This is a genomic window from Olleya aquimaris, assembly GCF_003259525.1.
GTDB classification, from domain to species: domain Bacteria; phylum Bacteroidota; class Bacteroidia; order Flavobacteriales; family Flavobacteriaceae; genus Olleya; species Olleya aquimaris.
Genome location: NZ_QLLO01000002.1, coordinates 204,129 through 230,378 on the forward strand (window position 1 = coordinate 204,129; position 26,250 = coordinate 230,378).

The window sequence follows — 26,250 nt, forward strand, 5'->3', positions numbered from 1 at the left end:
ATTGTAATATCATTAAAAAAAGGCGACCAATTCTGGTCGCCTTTTTTGTTAGCAGTTTTTATACTTATCGTGTAACCCTTTGGATTCTATAATCATAGGTTTTATTTTTTCAAGTCTAGACAATTTTGTAGCTTCTCTTTTTGCTTCAGCAATGTAATTACAATACTCTCTTTGATGAGAAGGTGACAATACCTTAAACGCAGTATGTAATTCAGTATTATTTTTTAATTCACTTTTTAACTCTGCAGGAATCACAACATCTTTTTTTGTGGCTCTTATAGGTTTGAGTTCTTTTCCTAATTTTTGATTGTCTATAGCTTCATTTATATACGCTAAAACCACAGGTTTGTTAATGTCGTCAAGGGTTTTAAAGCGTAATTGACGCAAAGCTTTAGTTTTACCTTCTTGAGCATTATATAATAAGTTATGCTCATCTTTTAAAAACACACCATTAAAAAACCACAAACAAAAATGGTTTTTAAAAGCGCCTAAACCAACCACATTTTTACCTTGATAACTATAGACTGGTGCGCTCCATTTTATGGATTCTTCTAAATTAGTAGATAGTAGTAACTCACGAAGCGTTACTAAAGCGTCTTTGAAATGTGCGTTAACTTCTATGTATTCTTCAACCGAATAAACTTTTTTCATTGCCATTACATTTTAAATTAACTTCCCGTAAACATATCTGTTAGCAAACGATTTTCCGAAGAAAAAAGCAGCAATTGCAAGCAAGCCATCAGCTAAACTAAACCATAGTTCTTTTGGTAACATAATAATATTAAAGGCTGTAGCTGCAAGCATAAATCCTCCTACGATGTAGGCTGGAATCAAACTGGTTTTAGAAATCATTCCTGCTATCCACATTCCGCATACAATTCCTGCAAAATGACCAATAACTACAAATACTTTAGCACCTACTGGAATTAAGTGCATATTTGCTTTTAGGGATTCCATATTCTTTGGGTCTATACCTTCTGGTAAAGGGAAAACGCTATGTCCTATTAAAGATTCAAACAGAAAGACTACTCCAGAAGCTATCACTAAACCTACTATGGTTGCTATTACATTTTTAAGCATGATATAAATTGTTTATACTCAAAATTGAGTGAGTTAGTATTTCAATTTACAAAAAAATCCTAAAGCTTTACACTTTAGGATTTATATTATTTGGTGTTTAAGTAAGTTAATCGTTAACCAAAACCCATTCGCCTTTTGCAATTAAAGGCTCTGCTTGTTTGTATTTTAAGGTTTTGTTTTCACCACTCATAACATGCTTAATGGTCACCTTATCATTACGTCCAATTTTAGGTTGGTCTCTAACAATAGTTTCAACCACTTGTTGTTGACGTTGCGTGTTTCCAGCAGCTCTGCTTTGTGCTGCACGTTCATCCATATTAGGGATTTCGTCTTTTTGAGTTTGTAAATTTTCTTTTTTACGAACCTCTCTAGCTTCACTAATTGCATTTGTTGTTTCAGTAGGTAATTCACCTTTAAATAAAAATGAAATTACATCTTTATTCACTTGATCAATCATGCTTTTAAACAATTCAAAAGCTTCAAACTTATATATTAATAAAGGATCTTTTTGCTCATGGACTGCTAATTGTACAGATTGCTTTAACTCGTCCATTTTACGTAAATGCGTTTTCCAAGCATCATCAATAATGGCTAATGATATGTTTTTCTCAAAGTCAGTAACTAATTGTTTTCCTTTAGTTTCATATGCTTTTTCAAGGTCAGTTACAACTTGTAAAGTTTTAGTACCATCTGTAAACGGTACAACTATACGTTTGTATTTATCACGTTGGTTAAGATATACATTTTCAATAACAGGAAATGCGATTTCTGCATTGCGCTCCATTTTTTGTTTGTAGTGCTCAAATGCTGCTTTGTAAATGGTTTGTGCAACCTCTAGTGCAGATAATTTATTAAATTCTGCTTCTGAAATTGGAGAAGACATTGAAAAATATCTAATCAACTCAAATTCAAAATTCTTAAAGTCGTTAGCTTCTTTGTTAGTTTCTGCAATACCTTCTGATGTGTCATAGATCATATTGGCTAAATCCACGCGAAGACGCTCTCCAAATAAGGCATGGTAACGACGTTTGTATACCACTTCACGTTGCGAGTTCATCACATCATCATATTCTAGTAGACGCTTACGCACACCAAATTGGTTTTCTTCTACTTTTTTCTGTGCACGCTCAATAGATTTAGAGATCATAGAATGCTGAATCACTTCACCTTCTTTTAATCCCATTCTATCCATCATCTTAGCAATACGATCTGAACCAAACAAACGCATTAAATTATCTTCTAGCGATACATAAAATTGCGAGCTTCCTGGATCTCCTTGACGACCAGCACGACCACGTAACTGTCGGTCTACACGACGCGAGTCATGACGTTCTGTACCAATAATTGCCAATCCACCAGCAGCTTTAACCTCGTCTGACAATTTAATATCTGTACCACGACCTGCCATGTTGGTTGCTATGGTTACCTGTCCAGCTTTACCTGCTTGGTCTACTATTTCTGCCTCTTTTTTGTGCTGCTTTGCGTTTAAGACATTGTGTGGCACTTTTCTAATAGATAGCATTTTACCTAACAACTCAGAAATCTCTACACTAGTTGTACCAATTAACACAGGACGACCTTGTTGAGATAGTTTTGTAACCTCGTCTATAACAGCATTGTATTTCTCACGCTTGGTTTTGTAAACTAAATCTTGTCTGTCATCTCTTGCAATTGGTCTGTTAGTTGGAATCTCTACAACATCTAATTTGTAGATTTCCCAAAACTCTCCAGCTTCTGTTACTGCAGTACCTGTCATACCAGACAGTTTTTTGTACATTCTAAAGTAGTTTTGAAGCGTTACCGTTGCAAAAGTTTGCGTTGCATCTTCAATTTTTACATTTTCTTTAGCTTCAATTGCTTGGTGTAATCCATCGCTATAACGACGACCATCCATAATACGACCTGTTTGCTCGTCTACAATCATTACTTTATTATCCATGACCACGTATTGTGTGTCTTTTTCAAATAAAGCATAGGCTTTTAGTAATTGGTTTAGGGTATGAATACGTTCAGATTTTACACCAAAGTCTCTAAATAAATCTTCTTTGGCTTCTGCTTCTTCTTCTTTAGATAAGCCTTTAGCTTCAATTTTTGCAATTTCAACACCAATTTCTGGCATCACAAAAAAGTCAGGATTGTCTTTTCCAGAAAGGAATTCAACCCCTTTATCTGTTAACTCAATTTGATTTGTTTTTTCTTCAATAACATAGTACAACTCCGCATCTACCTTAGGCATCTCACGATTGTTGTCTTGCATGTAAAAGTTTTCTGTTTTTTGAAGAATTTGTTTAACACCTTCTTCACTTAAAAACTTAATTAAAGCTTTGTTTTTAGGAATACCTCTGTACACTCGCAATAGTTGAAAACCACCTTCTTTAGTATCGCCTTCAGCTATTAATTTTTTTGCTTGTACAAGTACTTGAGTTAAATATTTGCGTTGTACAGCAACTATGTTTTCTACTTTTGGCTTTAATTCTGTAAACTCGTGTTCATCCCCTTTTGGGATAGGGCCAGAAATAATTAAAGGTGTACGTGCATCATCAATTAATACCGAATCGACCTCATCGACAATCGCGTAGTGGTGTGGACGTTGTACCAAATCTCCTGGTGCATGTGCCATGTTATCACGTAAGTAGTCAAAACCAAACTCGTTGTTAGTACCATAGGTGATATCTGCATTATAAGCTTTACGACGTGCATCACTATTTGGTTGATGGTAGTCTATACAATCTATACTTAATCCATGAAAGTTAAAGATTGGAGCCATCCAAGCACTATCACGTTTTGCTAGATAGTCGTTTACAGTTACTAAATGCACACCATTTCCAGCTAAAGCATTTAAATAAACAGGTAGTGTTGCCACTAAGGTTTTACCTTCACCTGTTTGCATCTCTGCAATTTTACCTTGGTGCATCGCAACACCACCAATTAGTTGGACATCATAATGTACCATGTCCCAAGTAATGGCTTTACCTGCAGCATCCCAAGAATTTGACCACACTGCTTGGTCACCATCTAAGGTTATAAAATCTTTTTCGCCAGATAAGCTTCTGTCAAACTCGTTAGCTGTAACTGTAATTGTAGTATTGTCTTTAAAACGTTTAGCAGTTTCTTTAACAACAGCAAAAGCTTCTGGAAGGATTTGGTTTAATACATCTTCTGTGACTTTGTAAGCGTCTTCTTTAATTTTATCGATTTCTTGATAGATATCCTCACGTTGGTCAATATCTTCAGTTGCTTCTGCTTCTGTTTTAAGCGCTTCTATTTTGGTGTAGTAAGGCTCACGTGCTTCTGCTATAATAGCCTTAAACTCGGCAGTTTTAGCGCGTAATTGGTCATGTGATAAAGCTTCTAGTGCTTTTTCAAAGGTTTTAATTTTATCTACTATAGGTGTGATGGATTTGACGTCTTGTTTAGACTTGTCACCAACAAACACTTTTAGTACGGAATTTAAAAAACTCATAGTTTTTGTGTTTTATTTAAGATGAAATGCTTCGACTATGCTTAGCATGACATGATTTTATGTTTTAATTTTTTTTGCGACTTTCCCACTGAGCGCAGTCGAAGTGCTTTTTTAAGAAAAATAAGTCTCTTTTAAAAAGGGTCTAAATATACGTTTTTAGCTGCGTTTGGCTAAATTTTAAAGCACAAAAAAAGCCTCTAATTGAGACTTTTTTTTGATACTATTTATAAGTTATTAATATTCATCCTCATTCCAGAGGTAATCTTCGTCAGTTGGATAATCTGGCCAAATTTCTTCTATGGAGTCGTACGAATCACCTTCGTCTTCAATAGACTGTAAGTTTTCTACAACTTCTAAAGGTGCGCCTGTTCTAATAGCGTAATCAATAAGCTCATCTTTAGTTGCTGGCCAAGGCGCATCACTTAAATAAGATGCTAATTCTAATGTCCAATACATTTGTTATGCGGTTTTAATTTTTGCAAAAATAAATTTTTAGTTTAAATAGTCAAGTAAAAAGTGAATTATTTTTTCATTAAAAAAAAGAACGTCTTCTAAACTGAAACTACTTGATACTAAAGTGTTTTGCAGTGTTACTAATCACAGCGCTTTGTAAAGTAGTTTACTTTTTTTCTGGTATCCACTTAACTTCGTCTGCTTGTAAGTCATGAGACAATTTTCGTGCCAACACAAAAAGGTAGTCAGAAAGACGGTTTAAATAGGTTAAGGTATTCGCTTCAAAAGGTTCTAAATCGTTAAGTGCTGATGCTAAGCGTTCTGCACGTCTGCATACGGTACGTGCGATGTGACAGAATGACACGGTTTGATGACCACCAGGTAGTACAAAGTGTGTCATAGGTGGTAAAGCTTCATTCATGGTGTCCATTTCAGATTCTAGCAATTCTATATCTTTAGAAGTGATTTTTTCTATGTTTAGTCGCTCTTTTCCGTTTTTTAAAATGGCTTTTTCAGGATCTGTTGCTAAGACAGCACCTACTGTAAATAGTTTGTCCTGTATGTTTATAAGGATGTCTTTATAATGTTGGTTAATGTGTTGGTCTCTAACCAGTCCTATATGCGAGTTTAGCTCGTCTACTGTTCCGTAACTTTCTATGCGTATATGGTGTTTTGGAACACGTGTACCACCAAATAATGCGGTAGTGCCTTTATCTCCTGTTTTTGTGTAAATTTTCATGATTGTAAAGTTAAGTGGAAATAGTTAAAAAGTAAAAACGATTTACTTGAATTTTATGTATTGATTTATTGAAATCAGAATTAAAATGAGAAAGATTGCTTCGTCATGCTTCCTAGCAATGACATTATACTCTAATGGTAAAATGCTCTTTAGCTTGTTCTTTTCTGAAAAATACCAGTCCAAAATGATAGGTATCAATAGTTACTGTGACTTTAGGGTGGTTTTTTATACTTACCCAAGCGTCTGTCATGTCTTTGGACCAATAGATGTCATCAAAAATAAACACAGAATTATTATGACTAGTGGGTAGTAACGTTTCAAAATAGTGTAAAGTAGCTTCTTTTTGATGATTTCCATCAAAGTAAATGAGGTCGTAAGTGTTATTTTTTAGATTAGGTAAATTAGAGTTGAAGTGACCTGTCATGACTTCAATATTTTTTAAGTTGAAATTATTAAACGTGTGTTTAGTAAATTCTGAAATATTTGGACAACCCTCAATGGTAGTAATAGTCGCTTTAGGACTCCCTAAATGCATCGCATGTGTTGCTATACCTAGCGACGTGCCTAGTTCTAAAATAGAATTAAATTGAAAATAATTAGACAGTCTATATAATAATTTTGCTTCTTTAAAGCTGGAGCCAGCAACCTTTGCCATTTTTGAAACTAAACGGGAATTAGTCTTAAACACCTGACTTCCTGAACCTAAATCTTTAACATCTATGGTTTGGTTACTTTTTAATAACTGATTGATGTAGTCTTTGATTGTTTTGTAAGCAACGTGATTTGATTTATCATAAAAACATTTAGTCACTAAGTCAAATACAAAAGGGGAGTGGACACCATGTTGATTGGTGGACCTTATTAAGAATTTTAAATAGGATTGTATTTGATAAACTTTACTCATTTTACTAACTACTAACTACTATCTACTTATTAAGACTGACCTTCCATCTTCTCTGCTAACTCCAACCAGCGTAACTCTTTTTCTTCAATACTATCTATAATAGTTTGGATTTTGTTAGACAGTTCTGTGATTTGATCTTGTGTTAAATCTGGGTTTAAAAACTGTTGTTCTATTTCTTTTTTATCAAATTCTAATGCTTTGATTTTACTTTCTAAATTTTTATACTCTTTCTGCTCGTTATACGATAACGCTATATTGCTGTCTTTTTTCCAGTTTTTCTTTTCTTTTTTATCTTCTGTATTATCGGTGTTTTCAGGAGCTTTACTGTCTTCGTAAGCTCTATAATCTGAATAATTTCCTGGAAAATTCTCAACCTCACCTTCTCCTTTAAAAACCAAAAGATGATCTACGATTTTGTCCATAAAATAACGGTCGTGAGACACAACAATGAGGCAACCCGGAAAATCTAATAAGAAATCTTCAAGCACATTTAGGGTTACAATATCTAAATCGTTTGTAGGTTCATCCAGAATTAAAAAGTTTGGATTTTGGATTAACACTGTACATAAATATAGGCGTTTACGCTCGCCACCACTAAGTTTTTCAACAAAGTCATATTGCTTTTTGCGGTCAAATAAAAAGCGTTCTAATAATTGTTGTGCACTAATTTGACGTCCTTTTTTTAACGGAATATAATCGCCAAAATCTCTAACCACATCAATCACTTTTTGATCTGGCTTTGGAGTAATTCCAGCTTGGGTATAGTATCCAAACTTAACGGTTTCGCCAATAATAATTTTACCACTATCAGGAGGTATGGTTTGGGTTAGCATATTAAGGAACGTTGATTTTCCTGTTCCGTTTTTACCAATAATACCAACACGTTCGCCACGTTGGAAGTTATAATCAAACTTATCCAGTATCATTTTGTCTTTAAACGATTTGGAGAGTTTAACTAACTCGACAATTTTACTTCCAAGACGCTCCATGTTAAGCTCTAACTCGACTACATGATCTTTTCTGCGTTGATGTGCTTTGTGCTTGATGTCAGCAAAATCGTCTATTCTAGATTTAGATTTTGTGGTACGCGCTTTGGGTTGGCGACGCATCCACGTTAATTCTTTTTTATACAGTTGTTTGGCTTTTCCAGTTTCAACTTGTTCTCTAGCGATACGTTCTTCTTTCTTTTCTAGATAATACGAATAGTTTCCTTTGTAATTATATAATTGTCCATGGTCCAGTTCTATAATTTCGTTACACACACGCTCTAAAAAGTAACGGTCGTGGGTGACCATAAATAAGGTGATATTTTCTTTGGCAAAAAAAGCTTCTAGCCACTCAATCATTTCTAAATCAAGGTGGTTAGTTGGCTCATCCAATATTAGTAAATCAGGTTTATTAATTAAAGCGTTAGCTAAACTTAAACGCTTTTTTTGTCCACCCGATAAGCTGCTTACTTTTTGCTCTAAATTATCAAGTTTTAGCTTAAATAAAATTTGTTTGTATTGGGTTTCAAAATCCCACGCATTATGTCTGTCCATTTGCTCAAACGCGATTTGATAGACATCTTCATCTTCAGGGTTTTGTAGGGCTTTTTCGTAATTTTTTATAATATCTAAAATAGGGTTGTCTGTATTAAAAATAGTTTCTTCAACCGTTAAATTAGGCTCTAGTATTGGTTCTTGAGGTAAAAAGGCAACCTTAATATCTTTTCTGTAAATAATATTACCCGTATCTGGTACATCAAGTCCAGCCAACATGTTTAAAATGGAGGTTTTTCCAGTACCGTTTTTGGCAACAAAAGCAATCTTTTGGTCTTTGTGAACGCTAAAGGATAGACCCTCAAATAAGGTTAACTCGCCATAGGATTTGGCTATATTTTCTACTGTTAGATAATTCAATTTTAGATTTTTTTACAAAGATGGGTTTAAATAAGTAAAAAGTGAAAAGTTTAAAGTGAAAAGTTGCAAGCAGAAGACTTACCAACAAGCTATTTGTTATCTAGGACTTGATTTTAAAACTTGAGATTTTATGTTTTATCTTTAAAATACCAAAAAATCCGACAAAAGTTTTATTATTCACGATGAAAGGTTATATTTGTCAATTAACAAACGCCTCAACAATGAAGCAAATTATAGTGTGTGTACTGGTAGTATTTAGTCTTTTAAGTACGTCATGTATTACAAATAAAGACGTGGTTTATCTTCAAGATAAAGGAACTATTGTAGATGACTCACTTCAAATCCAAGCTTTAGCAACGCCTTATCGAGTTCAGGTTAATGATATTTTGAGTATAAGTATCAAGTCAACAGATTCTGAGCTTAAAGGTTTGCTAGAAATTTTTCAGCCTACAAATCAGACTTCTGGAGGTGGAAATGCTCAAAGCTTATATTTTAGTGGTTTTACGGTTGATTTACATGGTAATATTGAGTTTCCAATATTAGATAAAGTTAACGTTTTAGGGTTTACTACAGATGAAATCGAAGATAAAGTTAAAGAGGCTCTATTGGAAAAATATTTAAAAGATGTTTCTAAAATATTTGTGACAGTTAAACTAGCTGGATTACGTTACACGATTACTGGTGAGGTGTCTGGTGGAGGTGTTAAGACATTATTTCAAGACCGTGTTAACATTATTGAAGCCTTAGCCAATGGTGGTGATATATTACCCACAGGAGACAGAAAGGATATTATGGTAATAAGACAATATCCTAATGGTCAAAAAATTCATCATATAGATTTAACAGATATTGCTGCAATGAAATCACCTTACTATTTCATACAACCAAATGATATCATTTTAGTCAAGCCACTTAAGCGTAAAGCTTTAGGTGCTGGGCAAACAGCGACGCAAACCTTTACGACTATAGCTAGTATTTTTTCGGTTTTGGTATCCACTTATTTTTTAGCTAGAAATCTATAATTAGTTATTATGAATGAAGAATTTGATGTTTTAGACTCTGGTCCTGTATTTGATATTAAGGCGTTTTTATTTAAAGCGCTTAGTTATTGGAAGTTGTTTATTATATGTGTTGGAATAGGTGTGTTTATCGTTTATCAACAAAATATAAGAAAGCAACAATCGTACAGATTAAGTACTAAAATATCTATCGAAGACGATAAAAACCCCTTGTTTACCTCTAACACTAATCTAACCTTTAATTATGGTGGTGTGTCTGGAAAAGTGCAGACAGTAATGAATACCCTACAATCTAGAAGTTTACACGAGCAAGTTGTAGATAGTCTTCAATTTTATATTAATTATCTCAAACAATCGCGTTTTAGAAAAGACGATATTTATAAAGCAGCACCATTTAGGTTTAATCCTAGTTTTGATGACTATCAAATATTAAATACACCAATAAAAGTAACTTTTAAAAATCAAGAGACCTTCACTTTAGAATTTGATTTTAAAGGTTTAGCAGTATCCGCACAAAATTATGATGATTATTCAGTTAAAAATTTTGATGTAACACAAGGTGTATTTAGTAGAGAATATAAAGTAGGAGCGCTTATTGATTTGCCATATTTAAATGGAACTTTAAATGTTGTTGAAGACAGAAATATAAAGCCAGGAGATACTTATTTTTTGCAATTTCAATCATTTGATGCTGTAGTAGCCTCTTATCGTTTTAGGTTAAGTGTAAGTAATCCACGTAATTCGGCTATTTTATTGCTGAGTATGGTAGATAATAACACAAAAAAAATAGAAGATTATTTAAATAAAACAGTTGAGGTTTTAACTAAAGAACAGCTAGACAGAAAAAATCAATTTGTAACAAATACCATAAATTTCATTGATAGTCAGATTAACAGAGTTAAATCTGATATGGAAGATAACTCAGACCAGTTAAATGATTACCGCTCCAAAAACGGGATTTTTGACTTGGGACAAGAAAGCATAGCTATTACCCAAAAAATATCAACTTTAGAGTTAGAAAGAGATAATCTTTATGATAAAAAAGATTACTACAATAGATTAAAAAATTATTTACTTACAAGTACAAGTTTTACAGAATTACCTGCACCATCAACAGCAGGAATAGATGAGACAAACATATTAAATAACATATCAAAAATTAATTCGCTATCTGTACAAAAAGCGAAATATGAAGAAACTGTTAAATCTAATACTACAATATTTAAAGATTTAAACCAGCAAATAAATGGTTTAAAATCTGTATTGTTAGAAAATATAAGTGCAGCTCTAAATGGTTTAGATAGAGAATTGAAACGTGTAAATTCAAAAATTGGAGTCGCTAAAGGTGAATTTAAAAAAATGCCAAAAGACCAACAGTTTTTAATGGATATTCAACGTCAATATTTATTAAACGAAAAAACATATACCATGTTCTTGTCTAAACGTGGTGAAGCCGATATTATTAAAGCAGCCACAGTTTCGGATATTCTTTTAATTGATCCAGCAAAAAACACTGGTGCTCAACCAATAGATTTAAAGTTAAGTTCTAGATATATGTTTGCTATTTTTGGTGGGATTTTACCTCCATTATTATTAGCCTTTTTAGTTACATTTTTTGATACCAGAATACATAATCCTCAAAATCTAGAAAGCTTGAGTTCTATACCATTGTTGGGTGTTGTTGGTAAAAATACATTAGATAATAATTTAGTGGTACACCGTAAACCAAAATCTTCTGTAGCAGAAGCGTTTAGGGCAATTAGATCTAGTTTGCAGTACATGTATAAACAACATGATTTGGATAGCACTAAAACGGTTATGGTCACCTCTTCAGTTAGTGGTGAAGGAAAAACGTTTTGCTCTATTAATATTGCAACCGTTTTTGCCTTGAGTGGTAAAAAAACAGTATTAGTAGGTTTAGATTTGCGTAAGCCTAAAATCTTTGGTGATTTTGAAATCCAAAATGATATTGGTGCAGTTAACTACTTAATAGGCCAAAAAAACTTAGACGAGGTCACGCAACAAACTAAAGTTCAAAATTTAGAGGTGATTACCTCAGGTCCCATACCACCCAATCCATCAGAATTATTGATAAGTGAAAAGATGCATGAGTTAATGCAGTTATTAAAAGAAAAATACGACTACATCATACTAGATACACCTCCAATAGGTTTAGTTGCAGATGCTATAGAACTAGTACAGTATGCAGATGCATCATTATATGTGGTAAGACAAGACTACACTAAAAAAGAAATGCTTAATTTAATTAACGATAAGCATAAAAAAGGTGAGGTTAAAAATATAAGTTTATTATATAACGGGTTTAATCAAAAAGGTAAATATGGGTACGGTTACGGTTACGGTTACGGTTATGGTTATGGTAATTATGCTAATGGATACCATGAAAACGAGACTAAGAAAGTTTCAGTCTTAAAGCGTATTTTATCTTTTTTTAATCCTTTAAAGTAACATTTTGAATACTAAAAATAATAGTTCAGATTGGTTATATACCATATCACCAAAAAGGAAGCTTATAGATCTAAATTTTAAAGAGATTTGGCGCTATCGAGATTTGCTTTTATTATTTGTAAAACGTAATGTTATTACACTTTATAAGCAAACCATTTTAGGTCCTTTGTGGTATTTTATCCAACCTTTGTTTACAACTCTTACGTTTACTTTAATTTTTAATAACTTGGCTAATATCCCAACAGGTAATGGGATTCCTGCCTTTTTATTTAATTTAGCAGGTTTAAGTTGTTGGAATTATTTTAGTAGTTGTTTAACTGGTACAAGTAATACCTTTAAAGCCAATCAAGGCTTATTTGGTAAGGTATACTTTCCTCGTGTTATTGTGCCTTTATCTGTAGTAATTACCAATTTGGTCAATTTTGGAATCCGAATGTTGGTATTTATTAGTTTCTATGTTTATTTTAAGTTGTTTACAGAAAGTGCAAGCCAAGCTTTGCCTACCGCTTCTGTAGTTTTATTACCAGTATTAATATTTTTAATGGCACTTTTTGGTTTAGGTTTTGGGATGATTATTTCATCATTTACAACCAAGTATCGTGATTTAACTTATTTGGTTGGTTTTGGTGTACAATTATTAATGTATGGGTCTGCGGTAATGTATCCTTTATCCTATTTTAAAGAAAAACTACCAGAATATTCATGGTTAGTAGAGTATAACCCAATGACCACGTTTATAGAATTATTTAGACATATGACATTAGGGACAGAACAGTTTTCATTAGCCTCATTTTTATATGCAGGAACAGTAAGTATTGTTTTCTTTTTAATAGGGCTAATTGTGTTTAACAGAACAGAAAAATCGTTTATAGACACCGTTTAGTATGAAAAAAAAAGACATCATATTAAAAGCCGAAAACATTTCTAAACAATACCGTTTAGGGTTGGTAGGTACTGGAACTATTAAAGACGATTTAAAGCGTTGGTGGTTTAAAATTAGAGGTAAAGACGATCCTTTTTTAACAGTTGGAGAAAGTAATGACCGAAGTACTAAAGCAGAGTCCGATTATGTTTGGGCTTTAGAGGATATTAATTTTGAAGTTCAACGTGGTGAAGTATTAGGGATTATAGGTAAAAACGGAGCAGGTAAATCTACGTTATTAAAAATTTTATCTAAAGTCACTAGTCCTACAACAGGAGAAATAAAAACTAAAGGGCGAATAGCCTCTTTATTAGAAGTTGGGACAGGCTTTCATGGCGAGATGACAGGTCGAGAAAATGTGTACTTAAATGGCGCTATTTTAGGAATGACTAAAAAGGAAATCAGTTCTAAAATTGATGAGATAATTGCTTTTTCTGGTTGCGAGCGTTACATAGATACACCTGTTAAGCGTTATAGTTCTGGGATGACCGTACGTTTGGCTTTTGCAGTTGCTGCTTTTTTAGAACCAGAGATATTAGTAGTGGATGAGGTACTTGCAGTAGGAGATGCCGAATTCCAGAAAAAAGCTATAGGTAAGATGCAAGACATCTCTAGAGGGGAAGGTCGTACAGTCTTGTTTGTGAGTCATAATATGGCAGCTGTTAGAAGTTTGTGTACTAGAGGTCTTTTATTAGAAAATGGAAAGAACGTTTTTGAAAGTGAAGATATTAATCTTTGTATATCTGAATATTTAAAAAATGAACCTCATTCTAATTTGACAACTAAATATCTTAATGAAGACAAAAAATTTGGTATAACAAGTATTAAATTAACAAGTAACACTAATGTTTTTGATGTAAATGATGAAATTTGCTTTGATTTAAAACTAAGCCAATCTATTGTTGATGAGTATATTTGTGCTTTTTATGTCAGAGATGAATTAGGAGAAGTTTTGTTTTTTAGTGAATCTACAGATGAAAAACTTGTAATTACCAAAGATGATAATAATTTAAAATTTCTTTTTAATGCTCAATATTTACTTGTAGGATTTTATAAAATTACTTTTGGTATAAAATCTAAAAGTGGAAATTTAGTAGATGTTGTAAAAGATGAAATTACTATTAATATTGTCGATACTTATAGAACACGTAGTAAAAGACCTGGAAAAATTATATTACCAACAATATGGAAAAAAGTCAAGAGTTAAAAACTATAAACAGTAAAGTGGGATGTTTTTTATGTAAAAACACTTCCTTCGTTCTTATTTCAGAACTTGACAGAAATGATGACCTTCTAAATAATTTTTCATGTAAGCACTGTGGGTTTATCATGGTATTGCCTAGGCCTAATTTAACAACACACAATGATTTGTATTCTTTGGGAGGTTTTTCTACTGAAGCAAGAGGAGGTAATAAGCCAAATATTGCTAAAATAAAAAGATCAGAAGAAATCGCTTGGTTAAATTTTAAAAGATTACAAACTGTTTTAGGGATTGAGACTTTATATAAATTCAAAGATTCTCTTGAAATTGGATGTGGTGTAGGTAGTTATTTAAGATTGTTAAGCGTTCTTGGCCAAGATGTTATTGGTATCGAGCCAGATTCAAATTTTTCTAAATATGGCAATGAAAATTATAAAATTCAAATAGAAAATACATTTTTAGAAAATTTTAAAACAAAAAAAACTTTTGATTTAATTTCTTCATTTCACGTTATAGAACATGTCGAAAATCCGAAATATTTTGTTGAACGATGCTATGAACTATTAAATCAAGATGGAATTCTTTATTTAGAGTGTCCATCTATAGATAATTTGTATGGTGATAATGAAAAATTCTTTTTTTGGAAACCTCATATAAATTCATTTAGTGATATTACTTTACGATATTTACTAGAGTCAAGTAATTTTGAAGTAATAGATTTAAAACATCATCGTGGATTTGTAAATGTTGTTGCTAAAAAAAGAACTCAACTATATACTCCTGATTTACAATTAGATAGTTACAAAAGAATTATTGAGTTAATTGATATTAAAAAAAATGGAATTAGACCTATTTATAAGAATCAAAATAAAAATTTTAAATACAAATTATATAGTTTAAAAAAACAAACTGAAAGAAAAATAAGAAAACTAAAAGAAATACTTAAAAAGAAAGAAGAAGAAAAGCAATTAAAGAAAGCTAAATATAGAATTGCACATCTAGGATTTCATAACTCTTATAATACTGGAGATATTGCACTTTTTAATGCAGTAAGAAAACAATATGAACATTATTTAGGAAATGTACATTTTGAATTATTTGATTTACACAAAGAAGTAACATTAGACCTTATTGATAGACTAAATGATTTTGATGGTATTATAGTTGGAGGAGGTGGATTATTTTTAAAGGACACAAATGAAAATAATATTTCAGGCTGGCAATGGGCAATCCCTGCAGAGTATTATATTAAAATAAAAGCACCATTATTTATCCATGCTGTAGGATACAATAAGTTTAGAGGTCAGGATGATTTTATCAATAAATTTTCTGAAAATCTAAATATGTTGGTAGAAAAATCTTCTTTTTTTGGATTGAGAAATTCTGGTTCCATACAAAATATTTCATCATATTTAGATGTTGAATTAAAGAAAAAAATATCTTTTCAGCCTTGTCCAACCACGATTTTAGATGAATTATATGCTCCTAAAGCTAAAGTAAAACAAGCCAACAGAAAAAAACGCATAGGAATAAATATTGCATTTGACAGACATAATTTGAGGTATGGCAATCAAAGTGAAGAGAACAAGATTATGTCAAGGCTTTGTCAAGTTATTAAAGCCTTACAAAAGCAAGATTATGAAGTAGTATATATTATTCATGTACCACGTGACGAAGAATTCATGCTATGGGTTTTACAATATAATATTAACATGCCAATTGAAAACTTAGTTGGGCTAAGTATTGATGATATTATTAAAAAGTACAAGACTTTTGATTTAATCATTGGTACAAGAGGGCATGCTCAAATGATACCTTTTGGATTAGATATTAGTATAATTAGCCTTATCAGTCACGAAAAGTTAAAATATTTTTTAAATGATATTAAAATGCCTGAAAGAGGAGTTGAGATTAGTTCAAATAATTTAATTTCTGAATTATTAGATAAAGTAAAAATTTTCATAGACGACTCTGATTATTCAGATGCTAAGGATAATTTTTTAAAATGCACTTCAGATAATTTTTCAACAATTAAGAAAACCTTAGATGGTAAATTATAATCCTAAAGAATGGGTAGTTGTTTTGGGTTCTGGATATAGCATAAACAATCTTCCAGAAAGTTTAATTAGCTGGATAAATCAAACTAAAGCTAGAATTGCCATAAATAAATTTGGATATTTTTTTGATTTGACTAAAGTGAAACCCAACAAGCTATATTTTCATGATTGTAATGATGAAACTGCAGAATTTTTTCTTAGACAATCAATTGAGAAAACTTCTAAATTAGATGACATTTCTTACTATTTAAGTAGTGAAATAGAACAATACGTTTGTCATGAAAAACTTAAATATTTAAGTAAAATAACTAGATTTAGGTCAATTCACTTTTTAGTTTCAATATTAAGAAAATTATATAAGCCATTTTTTAAAAATAGTTTTAATAGAATAAGAGAAGATATTGAGTTAAAAAACTCTTTCAAACCAATTTTTATTAAAAAGAAAAATAAAACAAAATTTATAAGAATTGAGAGTCTTTTTTCAGAAAATAATATTTGGGGAAATAGTTTCAACGATTCATTATATCATTTTAGAGGAAGCCTTACTACCGTTTTTAATGTGATTTCTATAGATTATCCAAAAACGAATATATTAATGTTAGGTGTCGATCTGAATGATAATAGATATTTCTTTGATAGAGAGTTAGATGATTTGAAAAAAAAACATAAAGTGGGAGAAGATTGGACCACCAACTATATGAAAAATTCAGGAAAACATTTCAGCGCAGTTGAAATGAAAGGAGTTAGTATTTTTGATGCAATTAATTATTGTGTAAGTAACTTAGCATCTACAGGTAATATTTTATATGCTTTTCCTAGTGAAAATGCAAGTATTTTTAAATCTGGAATAAAAGAGTTTAAAATCAAAAGCCAAAAGTAATGAAGATTCTTATAATAAGTACTTTGGATAGAGGAGGTGCAGCCAATGCCTGCTTTAGGTTGCATATGGCTTTACAAAATACAGAAGTAGTATCAAATGCTTTAGTGTTAGAAAAAAGTAAGAATTATCAAAATACATTTCAATTTAAAAAAAAGAAAAAGAATATTTTAAGAATAATAATTAAGAAAGTGGCTAATAAGATAATAGGATATTATTCTTTAGAAAAAATATTTGCTAATAGTCAAACTAATTTTCTTAATAAAAGAACAAAAGGGCTAGAATTTTTTTCTTTCCCAAATTCTAAATATGATATTACAAAAACAGAACTTTATAAAAAAGCAGATATTATTAATTTACATTGGGTTGCAAATTTTTTAGATTTTGAATCTTTTTTTAAAAATAATACCAAACCAGTAATTTGGACTCTACATGATATGAACCCTTTTACAGGAGGAGAACATTATGCAGAATTAGAATTTGGCATAAGTAAAGAGGGTAATCCATTAGAAAGGCAATTTACAGATCATGAAAGAAAAGTTTTTAATCAAAATTTAGATTTAAAACTTCAAGCTCTAAAAAATTGTAGTAATTTAACAATAGTAGCACCTTCTATATGGCTAAAGAATCAAGCAGAATCAAGTAATCTGTTTAAAAATAGAGTGGTTTATCATATACCTTATGGGTTAAATGTAGAAGTGTTTAAAACAAGAGACAAAGCATTTTCAAGAGATTTATTTGATATACCATTAAAAAAGAGAGTTGTATTATTTGTTGCAGATTCTGTAGAAAATAATAGAAAAGGATTTGTTTATTTAAAAAGAGCTTTAGAGCAAATAAATGATGATAATATGATTTTATGTTCTATTGGAAGAGGAAAACCAAATTTAGATACATCAATTCAAATCAAACATCTAGGAGCAATAACAGATGAAAAAACAATTAGTATTATTTATTCTTTGGCAGATGTTTTTGTAATACCTTCCTTAATGGATAACTTACCAAATACAGTTTTAGAGTCACTATTGTGTGGTACTCCAGTTATTGGGTTTCCTATTGGAGGTATTCCAGATATGATTATAGATGGTGATAATGGGATGCTTACCCAGACTGTAAGTGTAATATCTCTTGCAGATAAAATACAAGAATTTTTTAGTAAAGGTGTTACTTTAACAAGAGAACAAATTCGCACGCAAGCAATTACTAAATATAATCAAAATATACAGGCAGAAGCCTATATTAAGCTTTATAAGAAGGTGTTAAATAAAACTTAATTTTTTAATAATTAATTTAGAAAAAAAGTGACAATAATTTCTATCATAACTGTAAATTACAATGATAAGCTAGGTTTAGAACGCACTATTAAAAGTGTACAAAACCAAACTGCCTCTAATTTTGAGCATATCATTATTGATGGAAATAGCACAGATGGAAGTCTAGACGTTATTAAGGACAATGAAAACAGTTTTAGTTATTGGATTAGCGAACCTGATACTGGTGTTTACAATGCTATGAATAAAGGAATAAAAGTAGCAAAAGGTGATTATTTGTTGTTTTTAAATAGTGGAGACGATTTTTCAGATAATGATGCATTGAAAAGAGTTAGTAAAGATTTATTTAATTCAGATATTATTTATTGTAATATCAATGTCATTGGAGCTAATTCTCAAAAAATAAAAAAATGTCCAGACCAACTGTCTTTTGAATACCTTTATAATGATGTACCACCACATCAAGCAACGTTTACTAAACGTAACTTATTTGAAACTATAGGACTTTATGATGAGACTTTAAAAATAGTATCTGATTGGAAATTTTTAATACTAGCAATATGTAAATATAATGCGACTTATAAACATTTAGATGATGTAATTACTAATTTTTATGAAGGAGGAATAAGCTCTGTTCAAGAAAACAGAATGCTTTTAAAGCAAGAAAGAGCTACAATTTTAAAAGAGGAGTTTAGCCTTTTTATAAATGATCTAAAAAAAATGATAGAGCTTAGAGATACAATTACAGACTTACGTAATTCAAAAAAAATAAAATTATTAATAAAACTAGGTTTAATTAATAAGTTCTAAATGGAAGCAACTGTATCTGTTATTATACCTGTTTTTAATGCAGAACAATATATTGAAAAAGCAATAATATCTGCAATACAACAACCTGAAGTTAAGCAAATTATAGTTGTTAATGATGGTAGTACAGATAATACGGAACACATACTTGATAAATTACTTATTGACTATTCAATTTTAGAAGTTTATTACCATACAAATAAAGAAAACAGAGGACGTTCTGCTACCAGAAATTTAGCTTTACAAAAAGCAAAATGTAATTATATAGCCTTTTTAGATGCTGATGATTTCTATTTAGAACATAGGTTTTTAAAAGATTTTGAAATTATTAATCATAATAAATTTTTAGATGGTGTATACAATGCAATAGGTGTTCATTTTTATAGAGAATATAAAGATTCAGAATTTGAAAAACTTAAATTAACAACAATTACTAAAAAGATTAGTCCAGAAAATTTATTTGAAAATTTAATTTATCACAAAAACGGACATTTTTCTTTAGATGGATTACTATTAAAAAGTGATGTATTTAATAAAATTGGGCTTTTTAACGAAGAGTTAGCAGTAGGAGAGGACTCTGACTTGATACTAAAAGCTGCAATAGTTTGTAAATTAGAATCTGGGCAAATTGATAAGCCAGTTGCTATACGAGGTGTACACGAAAAAAACATTTTTAATAATAGCCAGTTTTATAGTGACTATAATTTTAAAGTTTTTGAATCACTACTATTTTGGTGTTACAAAAAAAATGTTGATTTAAAATATGTTGATTGGATAATGGATAATTTATGGCGATTAAAATTTAAAGAGAAGCTTAGTATGTTAACTTATATTAGATATTGGAGCACTCTTTTTATAATTAATCCAAAGGTGTTATTTTCAAAGTTAGCAATTAAGTATTTTCCACTAATACGACTCAGAAAACAATATTTTTCATTTTTATATAATAAATAAATCAGTATAACTTATTTATGTTTAATCCATTAGTCTCCATAATCATCCCTAGTTTTAATAGAGGTCATATTATACCTGAGACTTTAGATAGTATTTTAGCTCAAGACTACTCTAATTGGGAATGTATAATTGTAGATGATGGAAGTACAGATAACACAGCCCAAATTGTTAATGCCTATTGTAAAAAAGACACGAGATTTAAATTTCTTGATAGACCAAAACACAAACCAAAAGGTGCCAATGCTTGCAGAAACTATGGTTTTGAGTTATGTAACGGTGAGTATATTCAGTTTTTAGACTCAGACGATTTACTTTCAAAAAATAAATTAAGTAGTCAATTAAAACGGGCTAAACATACAAATGCTGATATCGTGACTTGCAAATGGGGACGATTTACAACTCATGAGGATTTCAAAATTAAAGAGTCTTTACTGTATAAAGATTACAATCCAGCTTACCAACTTTTAATAGCGTATGGAGATTTAAAAAGTTTTTTACCCTCTCATGTGTTTTTAGTAAAAAAAGAAATTTTTTTAAAATCTGGCTTGTGGAACGAAGCGTTAAAAATAAACCAAGATGGAGAACTATTTTGTCGCGTAATTTATCAGTCTAATTCAATAGCTTTTGATAGTAATTGTCATGTAAAATACAGAGCTGCAAGTGATAACAAAACTAGTAACTTAAGCTCTTTAGCCAAAGCAATAGACTTAACCCAAAGCTGGAAATTAATAGCAGAGTATCTTAATACAAAAGACAAAGACAAGTTTAAAAGTTATATAGATTTTGGTAAAAGTTATGCATTTGAAGTATTGAAGGTAAACTTTAAAAATGAAATTTTTAAAAATTTCTATTTTTACCGCAACCAATTAATGCGTTTTGTAAAGAAAAAAATAAACCAAAAATAGTTTGAAACAAGTAGCCATTTTAGGACCCATTAACTCTAGAGGAGGTAGAGAAATTGAGACTGCCTTTATTGCAGATGTCTTAAAAGAGAGATATGAAGTTTCCATTTTTTCTACCGAAACCATTAAACAAAATAATGATTTGTATTTGGTTAATCCAACATTAGATATTTATACCAAATTCAAAAAAAAGACAAACAAATTAAAAGCACTTCTTGGATTTAAAATAAATTATGATAACCTATATTTTAAAAATCTTAACAATCAAAATATAAAGTCTTTAAACCAAGTTATAAAAGAAGCAGATTTGATTGTTATAATGGCTCAATTAACCTCTAATTACACCAAAGAGATAATTTTAGCAGCAAATAACCATAATAAGAAGGTCATTTATAGAACCACTGGTACAATCCCTAAAATTAATTTAAACGACGCGTATTTTTCTTATGTAGAGCACGTCAGTTTATTTATTAATCATTCAGAAAAAAATTCAACAGTATTTAAACAAAAAGATGGTCTTAATTATAAAATAATTGACCAATGTGTTTTTAAAGAAGACGATATTCTAGTTAAGCAAAGAGCTATAGATACTATAAAAAACTTTTATTGTGCTTCAAGATTAGACAAAAATAAAGATGTTATTACTGTAATTAAAGCTTTTAATGCTATAAAAGATAGAGAAGATTTAAAACTACATATAATAGGTGATGGCCCAGAAATAGAACATTTAAAATCTAAAGCAGAGCACAAAAACATTAAGTTTTACGGTCATTTAAAGTATGATAGTATGATTGCTGCCATCTCTAATTTTGATTGTTTAATAGTGTCTTCAATTGAAGAGGCAGGACCTTACAATGCATTAGAAGCAGCATTGTTAGGAATTCCAATATTATCCACTAAAAGTGGTGCAATGCCAGAACGTTTTTTTGGTGAAGATAACTTATGGTTTGACCAAGGTGATTGGGAAGGGCTTTCAATTAAAATTTTAGAGTATTCAAATTTTGATGCTAAACAGATAAAACTAATTCAAAAACGCTATATTGAAATTTATAATAACAATCATTCCAAAAAAACAATAGCTAAAGCTTATTTGGATGCAGTAAGTTTGTATTTATAATTTTAGTTTTTTAGAAATATAAGAAATAAAATGACCACATATTTAATCACAGGAGGTGCAGGAAACGTTGGTAGTACCTTAGCAAAGCACTTAGCTTCAGATAAATCTAATATCATTGTAATTATAGATAATTTATCTACCGGTAGTTTGCATAAAATACCAAAATTGGATAACGTTAAGTTTATTAAATCTGATGTTAATAATTATGAAGATATTGCACCAGTATTTGCACGTTATGATTTTGATTTTGTGTTTCATTATGCTGCTATGGTTGGTGTAAAGCGTACTTTAAAACACCCAATGAGTGTATTAAAAGATATAGAAGGGATTAAAAATATCTTATCCCTATCAAAAAATTCTGGAGTACAACGTGTTTTTTATTCTAGCTCTTCCGAGGTATACGGAGAACCTTTTGAAATCCCTCAAAACGAAAACACAACACCACTTAATTCTAGATTACCCTACGCCATTGTTAAAAATGTTGGAGAGGCGTTTTTTAAATCCTACTATCAAGAATACGGTTTAGAATATACCATTTTCAGGTTTTTTAATACCTATGGACCTAATCAAAGTGAAGACTTTGTATTACCCCGTTTTTTAAAATTAGCACTTCAAAATAAAGACATCAATATTTATGGAGATGGATTACAAACTCGATCCTTTTGTTATGTAGATGATAATGTTGAAACCTGCATTAAAGCCATCACAGATAAATCTTGTGTAAACGAAGTTTTAAATGTTGGTAGTGACAAAGAACAAACCATTTTATCTTTAGCAGAAGAGATTATCAGTTTGACAAACTCTAAAAGTAATATAGTGCATTTACCAGCTTTAAAAGAAGGTGATATGGCACGACGTTGTCCAGATACTTCAAAAATGAAAAAAGTACTAGGTAGAGACTTAATGCCACTTGAAGAAGGCGTTTTAAAACTAGTAGAGTATTACAAGAAACAATAATGTATGCGTAAAGGTTATAATCCAACCAAAGGAGGGAAGTTAGTTGTTAAAGAGCCATGTGATCATAGGGTTATTATTCCATTGCACATACCGCATGAAAACGATTATTTTAAAGATGCTTATAAAATCTTTGAACTGTGCTTGTTTTCTGTATTAAAAACAGCAAGTTCTAAACTAAAAGTATCCATAATTAGTAATAAGTGTAGTCAAGAAGTTAATGAAAGATTGATTAAATTATATGATAGCCATAATATTGATGAGCTCATAATAGAACGAGAAGGTATTGGTAAAATTAATAGTTTGTTAAAAGCATTACGTACAGTTGAAGAGCGGTTAGTAACCATTACAGATGCAGACGTGTTATTTTTAGACCATTGGGAAGATGAGGTAGTCAAGGTCTTTAGTTCGTTTCCAAAAGCTGGTGCTGTATGTCCAGTACCTGTTTATAGAAAACATTTAGACTTAACAGCTAATATTTGGAGCAAATATTTATTCTCTAAAAAATTAAAATTTAGAGCAGTCAAAGATGTAGATGCATTAGAGAATTTTGCAAAAAGCATTGGTTGGACTCATTTACCAGAAGAGTTTGGTGACAGTATAGGTACATTACAAGCAAAGGATGATACTATAGCAGTACTAGGCTGTTCTCATTTTGTTGCGACCTATAAAACCGAAGTGTTTAAAGCCTTGCCAGAAGACAATAGTGCTTATTTAATAGATGGTGATAGCGAGTTTTTATATATGGATAAACCAGTAGTGTTGACTGACGGTTATCGTTTGTCAACCTATACCAATAATGCCTACCACTTAGGGAATGTATTTGAACCCTGGATGCAAGACAACTTTGATGCTTTAAAAGCAAGAGAACAAAAACACATTGATTACTCGTCTTTAAAAACTTTGAAGAAAAATACAGTTAAGTATATTATAATCAATAAACTCTTCAAACGTGCTATAAAAATTAAACCTTTATTAAGATATTTATTAAAAACAAAAGGTTTGACAAATTCGCAAGTGTTTAATTATGTTGACAGAAAATATTAAAAAAATAACTATAATTGGCTTAATTGATAATATTGGAGGTCGTGAAATAGAAGCAAGAAATATTATTATAGCACTATCAAAAAAATTTGAAATAAAAGTGGTTTCTATGTTTTTAATGACTGAAAAGTCTGAGGCAATAAAAGGTTTAAATTGTAATTGGACTAATGTTTATAAAGAGATTAATCGCCAATACATTACCATTAGATTTATCAGCTATTTTCTCAAGCACTATCATAAACGTAAAACACCCTCACATTTTTTAGTAGATAATAAAATAAGTAGACGTCTGTTTAACCTTTCAATTTTAAAAAATAACATTTTAAAAAAAGAAATCGATAAAGCAGATGCTATTTTATATTGTGGCACTTTAAGTTTGAATGCTTTAAACCAAATGATTATATATTGTAATCAAACAAACACACCTATTGTTTTAAGAACTACAGGTAAAATACAGAACATAACGGAGGATTTTAAAAAGTTGATACCAAAGATAGATGTAACTTTAGTACACTCTTTAAAAAATGGATTGTCTTTAATGCCTTTTAAACCCAAAAAAATTATTAAAATTGATCAAACCTCTTTACAAGAACAGTCGTTACTAAATTTGAAAATAAGTGCTACGGAAAAATTAGTCTATGGTTTTTTGGGGCGATTTTCAGCTGAAAAAGGTATAATAGAATTAATGAAAAATTTTAATACTCTAAACGAACTTTTAATTATTGCAGGTTCTGGTCCATTACATAAAGAAGTTAATTGTTTAAAAACAGATAACATAACTATTCTAAAGGTAGTATCACCAGAAAATATTTCCGATTATTTCAAGAAAATTGATGTTTTGATTATACCATCTTATGAAGAAGCAGGACCATTGGTAGGTGTTGAAGCTATGGCTGCAGGTAAAATAATTTTGTCCACAAAAGTTGGTGCAATGGAAGATAGATTAAAAGATACTAAAAATAATTTTTGGTTTGATATAAATGATAAGCAATCTTTAATAGATCAAATTAACTTTTTAGCTAAGAAAACACCCGAAATGATTGTTGAGATTAGAGAAAATGTTAGATCACATTATATTAATAATTATTCTATTAGGACAATATCTAACAATTATATTGATATATTTAAAACATTGTTAGATTAAAATAAATGTAAGTAATTTTCTATCTTGATTTCCATCATAATCCCAATTTACAATCGTGCTCATTTAATTGAAGAAACTATAGCTTCTATTAAAGCACAAACCTATACCCATTGGGAGTGTATTATTGTAGATGATGGTAGTACAGATAATACAGTTGCCTTTACAAAACAATTAATTGAAGCGGATAAACGTTTTCAACTGTTTGAGCGTCCCTCTCATTTAAAAAAAGGACCAAGTACTTGCCGAAACTATGCTATTACAAAAATGACAGGCGATTATATCCAGTTTTTTGATAGTGATGATGTTATGCATCCAGAACATCTTAAGTTAAAGATAGAAGCAATTCAAGACAATGATTTTGTAGTTTGTCAATTACTAGAGTTTACTGGAGCATTTGATGTAAGTCAATTTAAATTAGCAAAACAACCAGATATTAAGCCTAGTCAAAATGTTTTTGAAGATTTTGCTACAGGTGCGTTCCCTATGATGATGGTGGCTCCACTTTGGAATGCGTCAAGTTTGTTACCGTATTTACCTATAAGAGAAGATTTGCACATCTTGGAAGATCACGAGTTCTATGCTCGTGCACTTTTAGATAAAAAAAGCTATGCACTACTAAATAAACCGTTAATTTTTTATAGAGTTGGAGCAAACTCATCAACCAACAGTTTTTATGCCAATGTAGATTATGGTTTAGACTCCTATTTTAAAGCAAAGCGTTCTGTTTTAGCGCTTTCAAATTCTGAAAACATAAAACTGGCTATTCTAAAAATGACTTTGGGTTTTTTTAGACAAGCACTTGCTGAACGTAATTTTAAAGCTGCAAAACGTTGTTTAGAGTTTATTAAAACAGAACAATTAGCATATAATTTAAAGTTAAAACTAAAACTAGCTCGCATTCGTTTTTTCTATACTATTTTTAAATTAGTTAAAAAAGGAGATACCAAATTTAAACCCTTATTTAAATTATAA

General features: G+C 30.6%; 22 protein-coding genes. 15 read left to right on the forward strand and 7 right to left on the reverse strand.

Annotated elements, in window-relative coordinates; all coding sequences use genetic code 11:
• Positions 1-48: 48 nt before the first annotated feature.
• The 7 genes from LY08_RS03655 to LY08_RS03685 form a co-directional block, all read right to left on the reverse strand.
• Positions 49-651 (reverse strand): YdeI/OmpD-associated family protein, encoded by a 603-nt coding sequence (locus tag LY08_RS03655; protein ID WP_111659332.1) that lies wholly within the window; start codon positions 649-651, stop codon positions 49-51.
• Positions 652-663: 12 nt separating this feature from the next.
• Positions 664-1,080 (reverse strand): hypothetical protein, encoded by a 417-nt coding sequence (locus tag LY08_RS03660; protein WP_111659081.1) that lies wholly within the window; start codon positions 1,078-1,080, stop codon positions 664-666.
• 106 nt (positions 1,081-1,186) lie between these two features.
• The gene (secA, locus tag LY08_RS03665; protein WP_111659082.1) at positions 1,187-4,543 is read right to left on the reverse strand and encodes a preprotein translocase subunit SecA; all 3,357 of its coding nucleotides are present in this window, start codon (positions 4,541-4,543) and stop codon (positions 1,187-1,189) included.
• Positions 4,544-4,777: 234 nt separating this feature from the next.
• On the reverse strand, positions 4,778-4,999 hold the full coding sequence (locus tag LY08_RS03670; protein ID WP_006989959.1) for a DUF2795 domain-containing protein: 222 nt from the start codon (positions 4,997-4,999) through the stop codon (positions 4,778-4,780).
• Between the two features lie 163 nt (positions 5,000-5,162).
• A complete protein-coding gene (locus LY08_RS03675) occupies positions 5,163-5,735 on the reverse strand; it encodes a cob(I)yrinic acid a,c-diamide adenosyltransferase (RefSeq protein WP_111659083.1) in 573 nt (190 codons plus the stop codon).
• A gap of 124 nt (positions 5,736-5,859) precedes the next feature.
• Positions 5,860-6,639 carry an O-methyltransferase gene (locus tag LY08_RS03680; protein ID WP_111659084.1) on the reverse strand — a complete coding sequence of 260 codons (780 nt, stop codon included), beginning with the start codon at positions 6,637-6,639 and terminating at the stop codon, positions 5,860-5,862.
• A 29-nt stretch (positions 6,640-6,668) separates the two neighbouring features.
• On the reverse strand, positions 6,669-8,540 hold the full coding sequence (locus tag LY08_RS03685; protein ID WP_111659085.1) for an ABC-F family ATP-binding cassette domain-containing protein: 1,872 nt from the start codon (positions 8,538-8,540) through the stop codon (positions 6,669-6,671).
• 221 nt (positions 8,541-8,761) lie between these two features.
• On the opposite strand from LY08_RS03685, the gene LY08_RS03690 reads away from it, so the two are divergent.
• From LY08_RS03690 to LY08_RS03760, 15 genes are read left to right on the forward strand one after another with little or no spacing between them, the layout of a single operon-like run.
• Positions 8,762-9,562, forward strand: a complete 801-nt coding sequence (locus LY08_RS03690) for a polysaccharide biosynthesis/export family protein (protein WP_111659086.1) — start codon at positions 8,762-8,764, stop codon at positions 9,560-9,562.
• Positions 9,563-9,571: 9 nt separating this feature from the next.
• Complete coding sequence (locus tag LY08_RS03695) at positions 9,572-12,028, forward strand: exopolysaccharide transport family protein (protein ID WP_111659087.1); 2,457 nt, start codon at positions 9,572-9,574, stop codon at positions 12,026-12,028.
• A gap of 4 nt (positions 12,029-12,032) precedes the next feature.
• On the forward strand, positions 12,033-12,911 hold the full coding sequence (locus tag LY08_RS03700) for an ABC transporter permease (protein WP_111659088.1): 879 nt from the start codon (positions 12,033-12,035) through the stop codon (positions 12,909-12,911).
• 1 nt (position 12,912) lies between these two features.
• On the forward strand, positions 12,913-14,157 hold the full coding sequence (locus LY08_RS03705) for an ABC transporter ATP-binding protein (protein WP_111659089.1): 1,245 nt from the start codon (positions 12,913-12,915) through the stop codon (positions 14,155-14,157).
• Complete coding sequence (locus LY08_RS03710) at positions 14,136-16,211, forward strand: methyltransferase domain-containing protein (protein WP_111659090.1); 2,076 nt, start codon at positions 14,136-14,138, stop codon at positions 16,209-16,211. The genes LY08_RS03705 and LY08_RS03710 overlap by 22 nt, the downstream gene beginning before the upstream one ends.
• Positions 16,198-17,088: a hypothetical protein gene (locus LY08_RS03715; RefSeq protein WP_111659091.1), complete on the forward strand. Its 891-nt coding sequence runs from the start codon at positions 16,198-16,200 to the stop codon at positions 17,086-17,088. Before LY08_RS03710 ends, LY08_RS03715 begins: the two co-directional genes overlap by 14 nt.
• Entirely contained in the window at positions 17,088-18,359 is a 1,272-nt protein-coding gene (locus LY08_RS03720) for a glycosyltransferase (protein WP_111659092.1), read from the forward strand. Before LY08_RS03715 ends, LY08_RS03720 begins: the two co-directional genes overlap by 1 nt.
• A gap of 27 nt (positions 18,360-18,386) precedes the next feature.
• Positions 18,387-19,166, forward strand: coding sequence for a glycosyltransferase family 2 protein (locus LY08_RS03725; RefSeq protein WP_111659093.1), 780 nt, complete (start codon positions 18,387-18,389; stop codon positions 19,164-19,166).
• A complete protein-coding gene (locus tag LY08_RS03730) occupies positions 19,167-20,117 on the forward strand; it encodes a glycosyltransferase family 2 protein (RefSeq protein ID WP_111659094.1) in 951 nt (316 codons plus the stop codon).
• A 17-nt stretch (positions 20,118-20,134) separates the two neighbouring features.
• A complete protein-coding gene (locus LY08_RS03735) occupies positions 20,135-21,022 on the forward strand; it encodes a glycosyltransferase family 2 protein (RefSeq protein WP_111659095.1) in 888 nt (295 codons plus the stop codon).
• 1 nt (position 21,023) lies between these two features.
• Positions 21,024-22,136, forward strand: coding sequence for a glycosyltransferase family 4 protein (locus LY08_RS03740; protein WP_111659096.1), 1,113 nt, complete (start codon positions 21,024-21,026; stop codon positions 22,134-22,136).
• Positions 22,137-22,166: 30 nt separating this feature from the next.
• Positions 22,167-23,093, forward strand: a complete 927-nt coding sequence (locus LY08_RS03745; protein ID WP_111659097.1) for an NAD-dependent epimerase/dehydratase family protein — start codon at positions 22,167-22,169, stop codon at positions 23,091-23,093.
• A 3-nt stretch (positions 23,094-23,096) separates the two neighbouring features.
• Positions 23,097-24,137, forward strand: a complete 1,041-nt coding sequence (locus tag LY08_RS03750; RefSeq protein WP_111659098.1) for a glycosyltransferase family protein — start codon at positions 23,097-23,099, stop codon at positions 24,135-24,137.
• Entirely contained in the window at positions 24,118-25,278 is a 1,161-nt protein-coding gene (locus tag LY08_RS03755; RefSeq protein ID WP_111659099.1) for a glycosyltransferase family 4 protein, read from the forward strand. Before LY08_RS03750 ends, LY08_RS03755 begins: the two co-directional genes overlap by 20 nt.
• A gap of 24 nt (positions 25,279-25,302) precedes the next feature.
• The gene (locus LY08_RS03760; protein WP_158526725.1) at positions 25,303-26,250 is read left to right on the forward strand and encodes a glycosyltransferase family 2 protein; all 948 of its coding nucleotides are present in this window, start codon (positions 25,303-25,305) and stop codon (positions 26,248-26,250) included.

Bases quoted from the DNA above. Each gene is read 5' to 3' on its own strand.
- LY08_RS03655 (WP_111659332.1), bottom strand. From the start codon at position 651: ATGAAAAAAGTTTATTCGGTTGAAGAATACATAGAAGTTAACGCACAT.
- LY08_RS03660 (WP_111659081.1), bottom strand. From the start codon at position 1,080: ATGCTTAAAAATGTAATAGCAACCATAGTAGGTTTAGTGATAGCTTCT.
- secA (WP_111659082.1), bottom strand. From the start codon at position 4,543: ATGAGTTTTTTAAATTCCGTACTAAAAGTGTTTGTTGGTGACAAGTCT.
- LY08_RS03670 (WP_006989959.1), bottom strand. From the start codon at position 4,999: ATGTATTGGACATTAGAATTAGCATCTTATTTAAGTGATGCGCCTTGG.
- LY08_RS03675 (WP_111659083.1), bottom strand. From the start codon at position 5,735: ATGAAAATTTACACAAAAACAGGAGATAAAGGCACTACCGCATTATTT.
- LY08_RS03680 (WP_111659084.1), bottom strand. From the start codon at position 6,639: ATGAGTAAAGTTTATCAAATACAATCCTATTTAAAATTCTTAATAAGG.
- LY08_RS03690 (WP_111659086.1), top strand. From the start codon at position 8,762: ATGAAGCAAATTATAGTGTGTGTACTGGTAGTATTTAGTCTTTTAAGT.
- LY08_RS03695 (WP_111659087.1), top strand. From the start codon at position 9,572: ATGAATGAAGAATTTGATGTTTTAGACTCTGGTCCTGTATTTGATATT.
- LY08_RS03705 (WP_111659089.1), top strand. From the start codon at position 12,913: ATGAAAAAAAAAGACATCATATTAAAAGCCGAAAACATTTCTAAACAA.
- LY08_RS03710 (WP_111659090.1), top strand. From the start codon at position 14,136: ATGGAAAAAAGTCAAGAGTTAAAAACTATAAACAGTAAAGTGGGATGT.
- LY08_RS03715 (WP_111659091.1), top strand. From the start codon at position 16,198: ATGGTAAATTATAATCCTAAAGAATGGGTAGTTGTTTTGGGTTCTGGA.
- LY08_RS03720 (WP_111659092.1), top strand. From the start codon at position 17,088: ATGAAGATTCTTATAATAAGTACTTTGGATAGAGGAGGTGCAGCCAAT.
- LY08_RS03730 (WP_111659094.1), top strand. From the start codon at position 19,167: ATGGAAGCAACTGTATCTGTTATTATACCTGTTTTTAATGCAGAACAA.
- LY08_RS03735 (WP_111659095.1), top strand. From the start codon at position 20,135: ATGTTTAATCCATTAGTCTCCATAATCATCCCTAGTTTTAATAGAGGT.
- LY08_RS03745 (WP_111659097.1), top strand. From the start codon at position 22,167: ATGACCACATATTTAATCACAGGAGGTGCAGGAAACGTTGGTAGTACC.
- LY08_RS03750 (WP_111659098.1), top strand. From the start codon at position 23,097: ATGCGTAAAGGTTATAATCCAACCAAAGGAGGGAAGTTAGTTGTTAAA.
- LY08_RS03755 (WP_111659099.1), top strand. From the start codon at position 24,118: ATGTTGACAGAAAATATTAAAAAAATAACTATAATTGGCTTAATTGAT.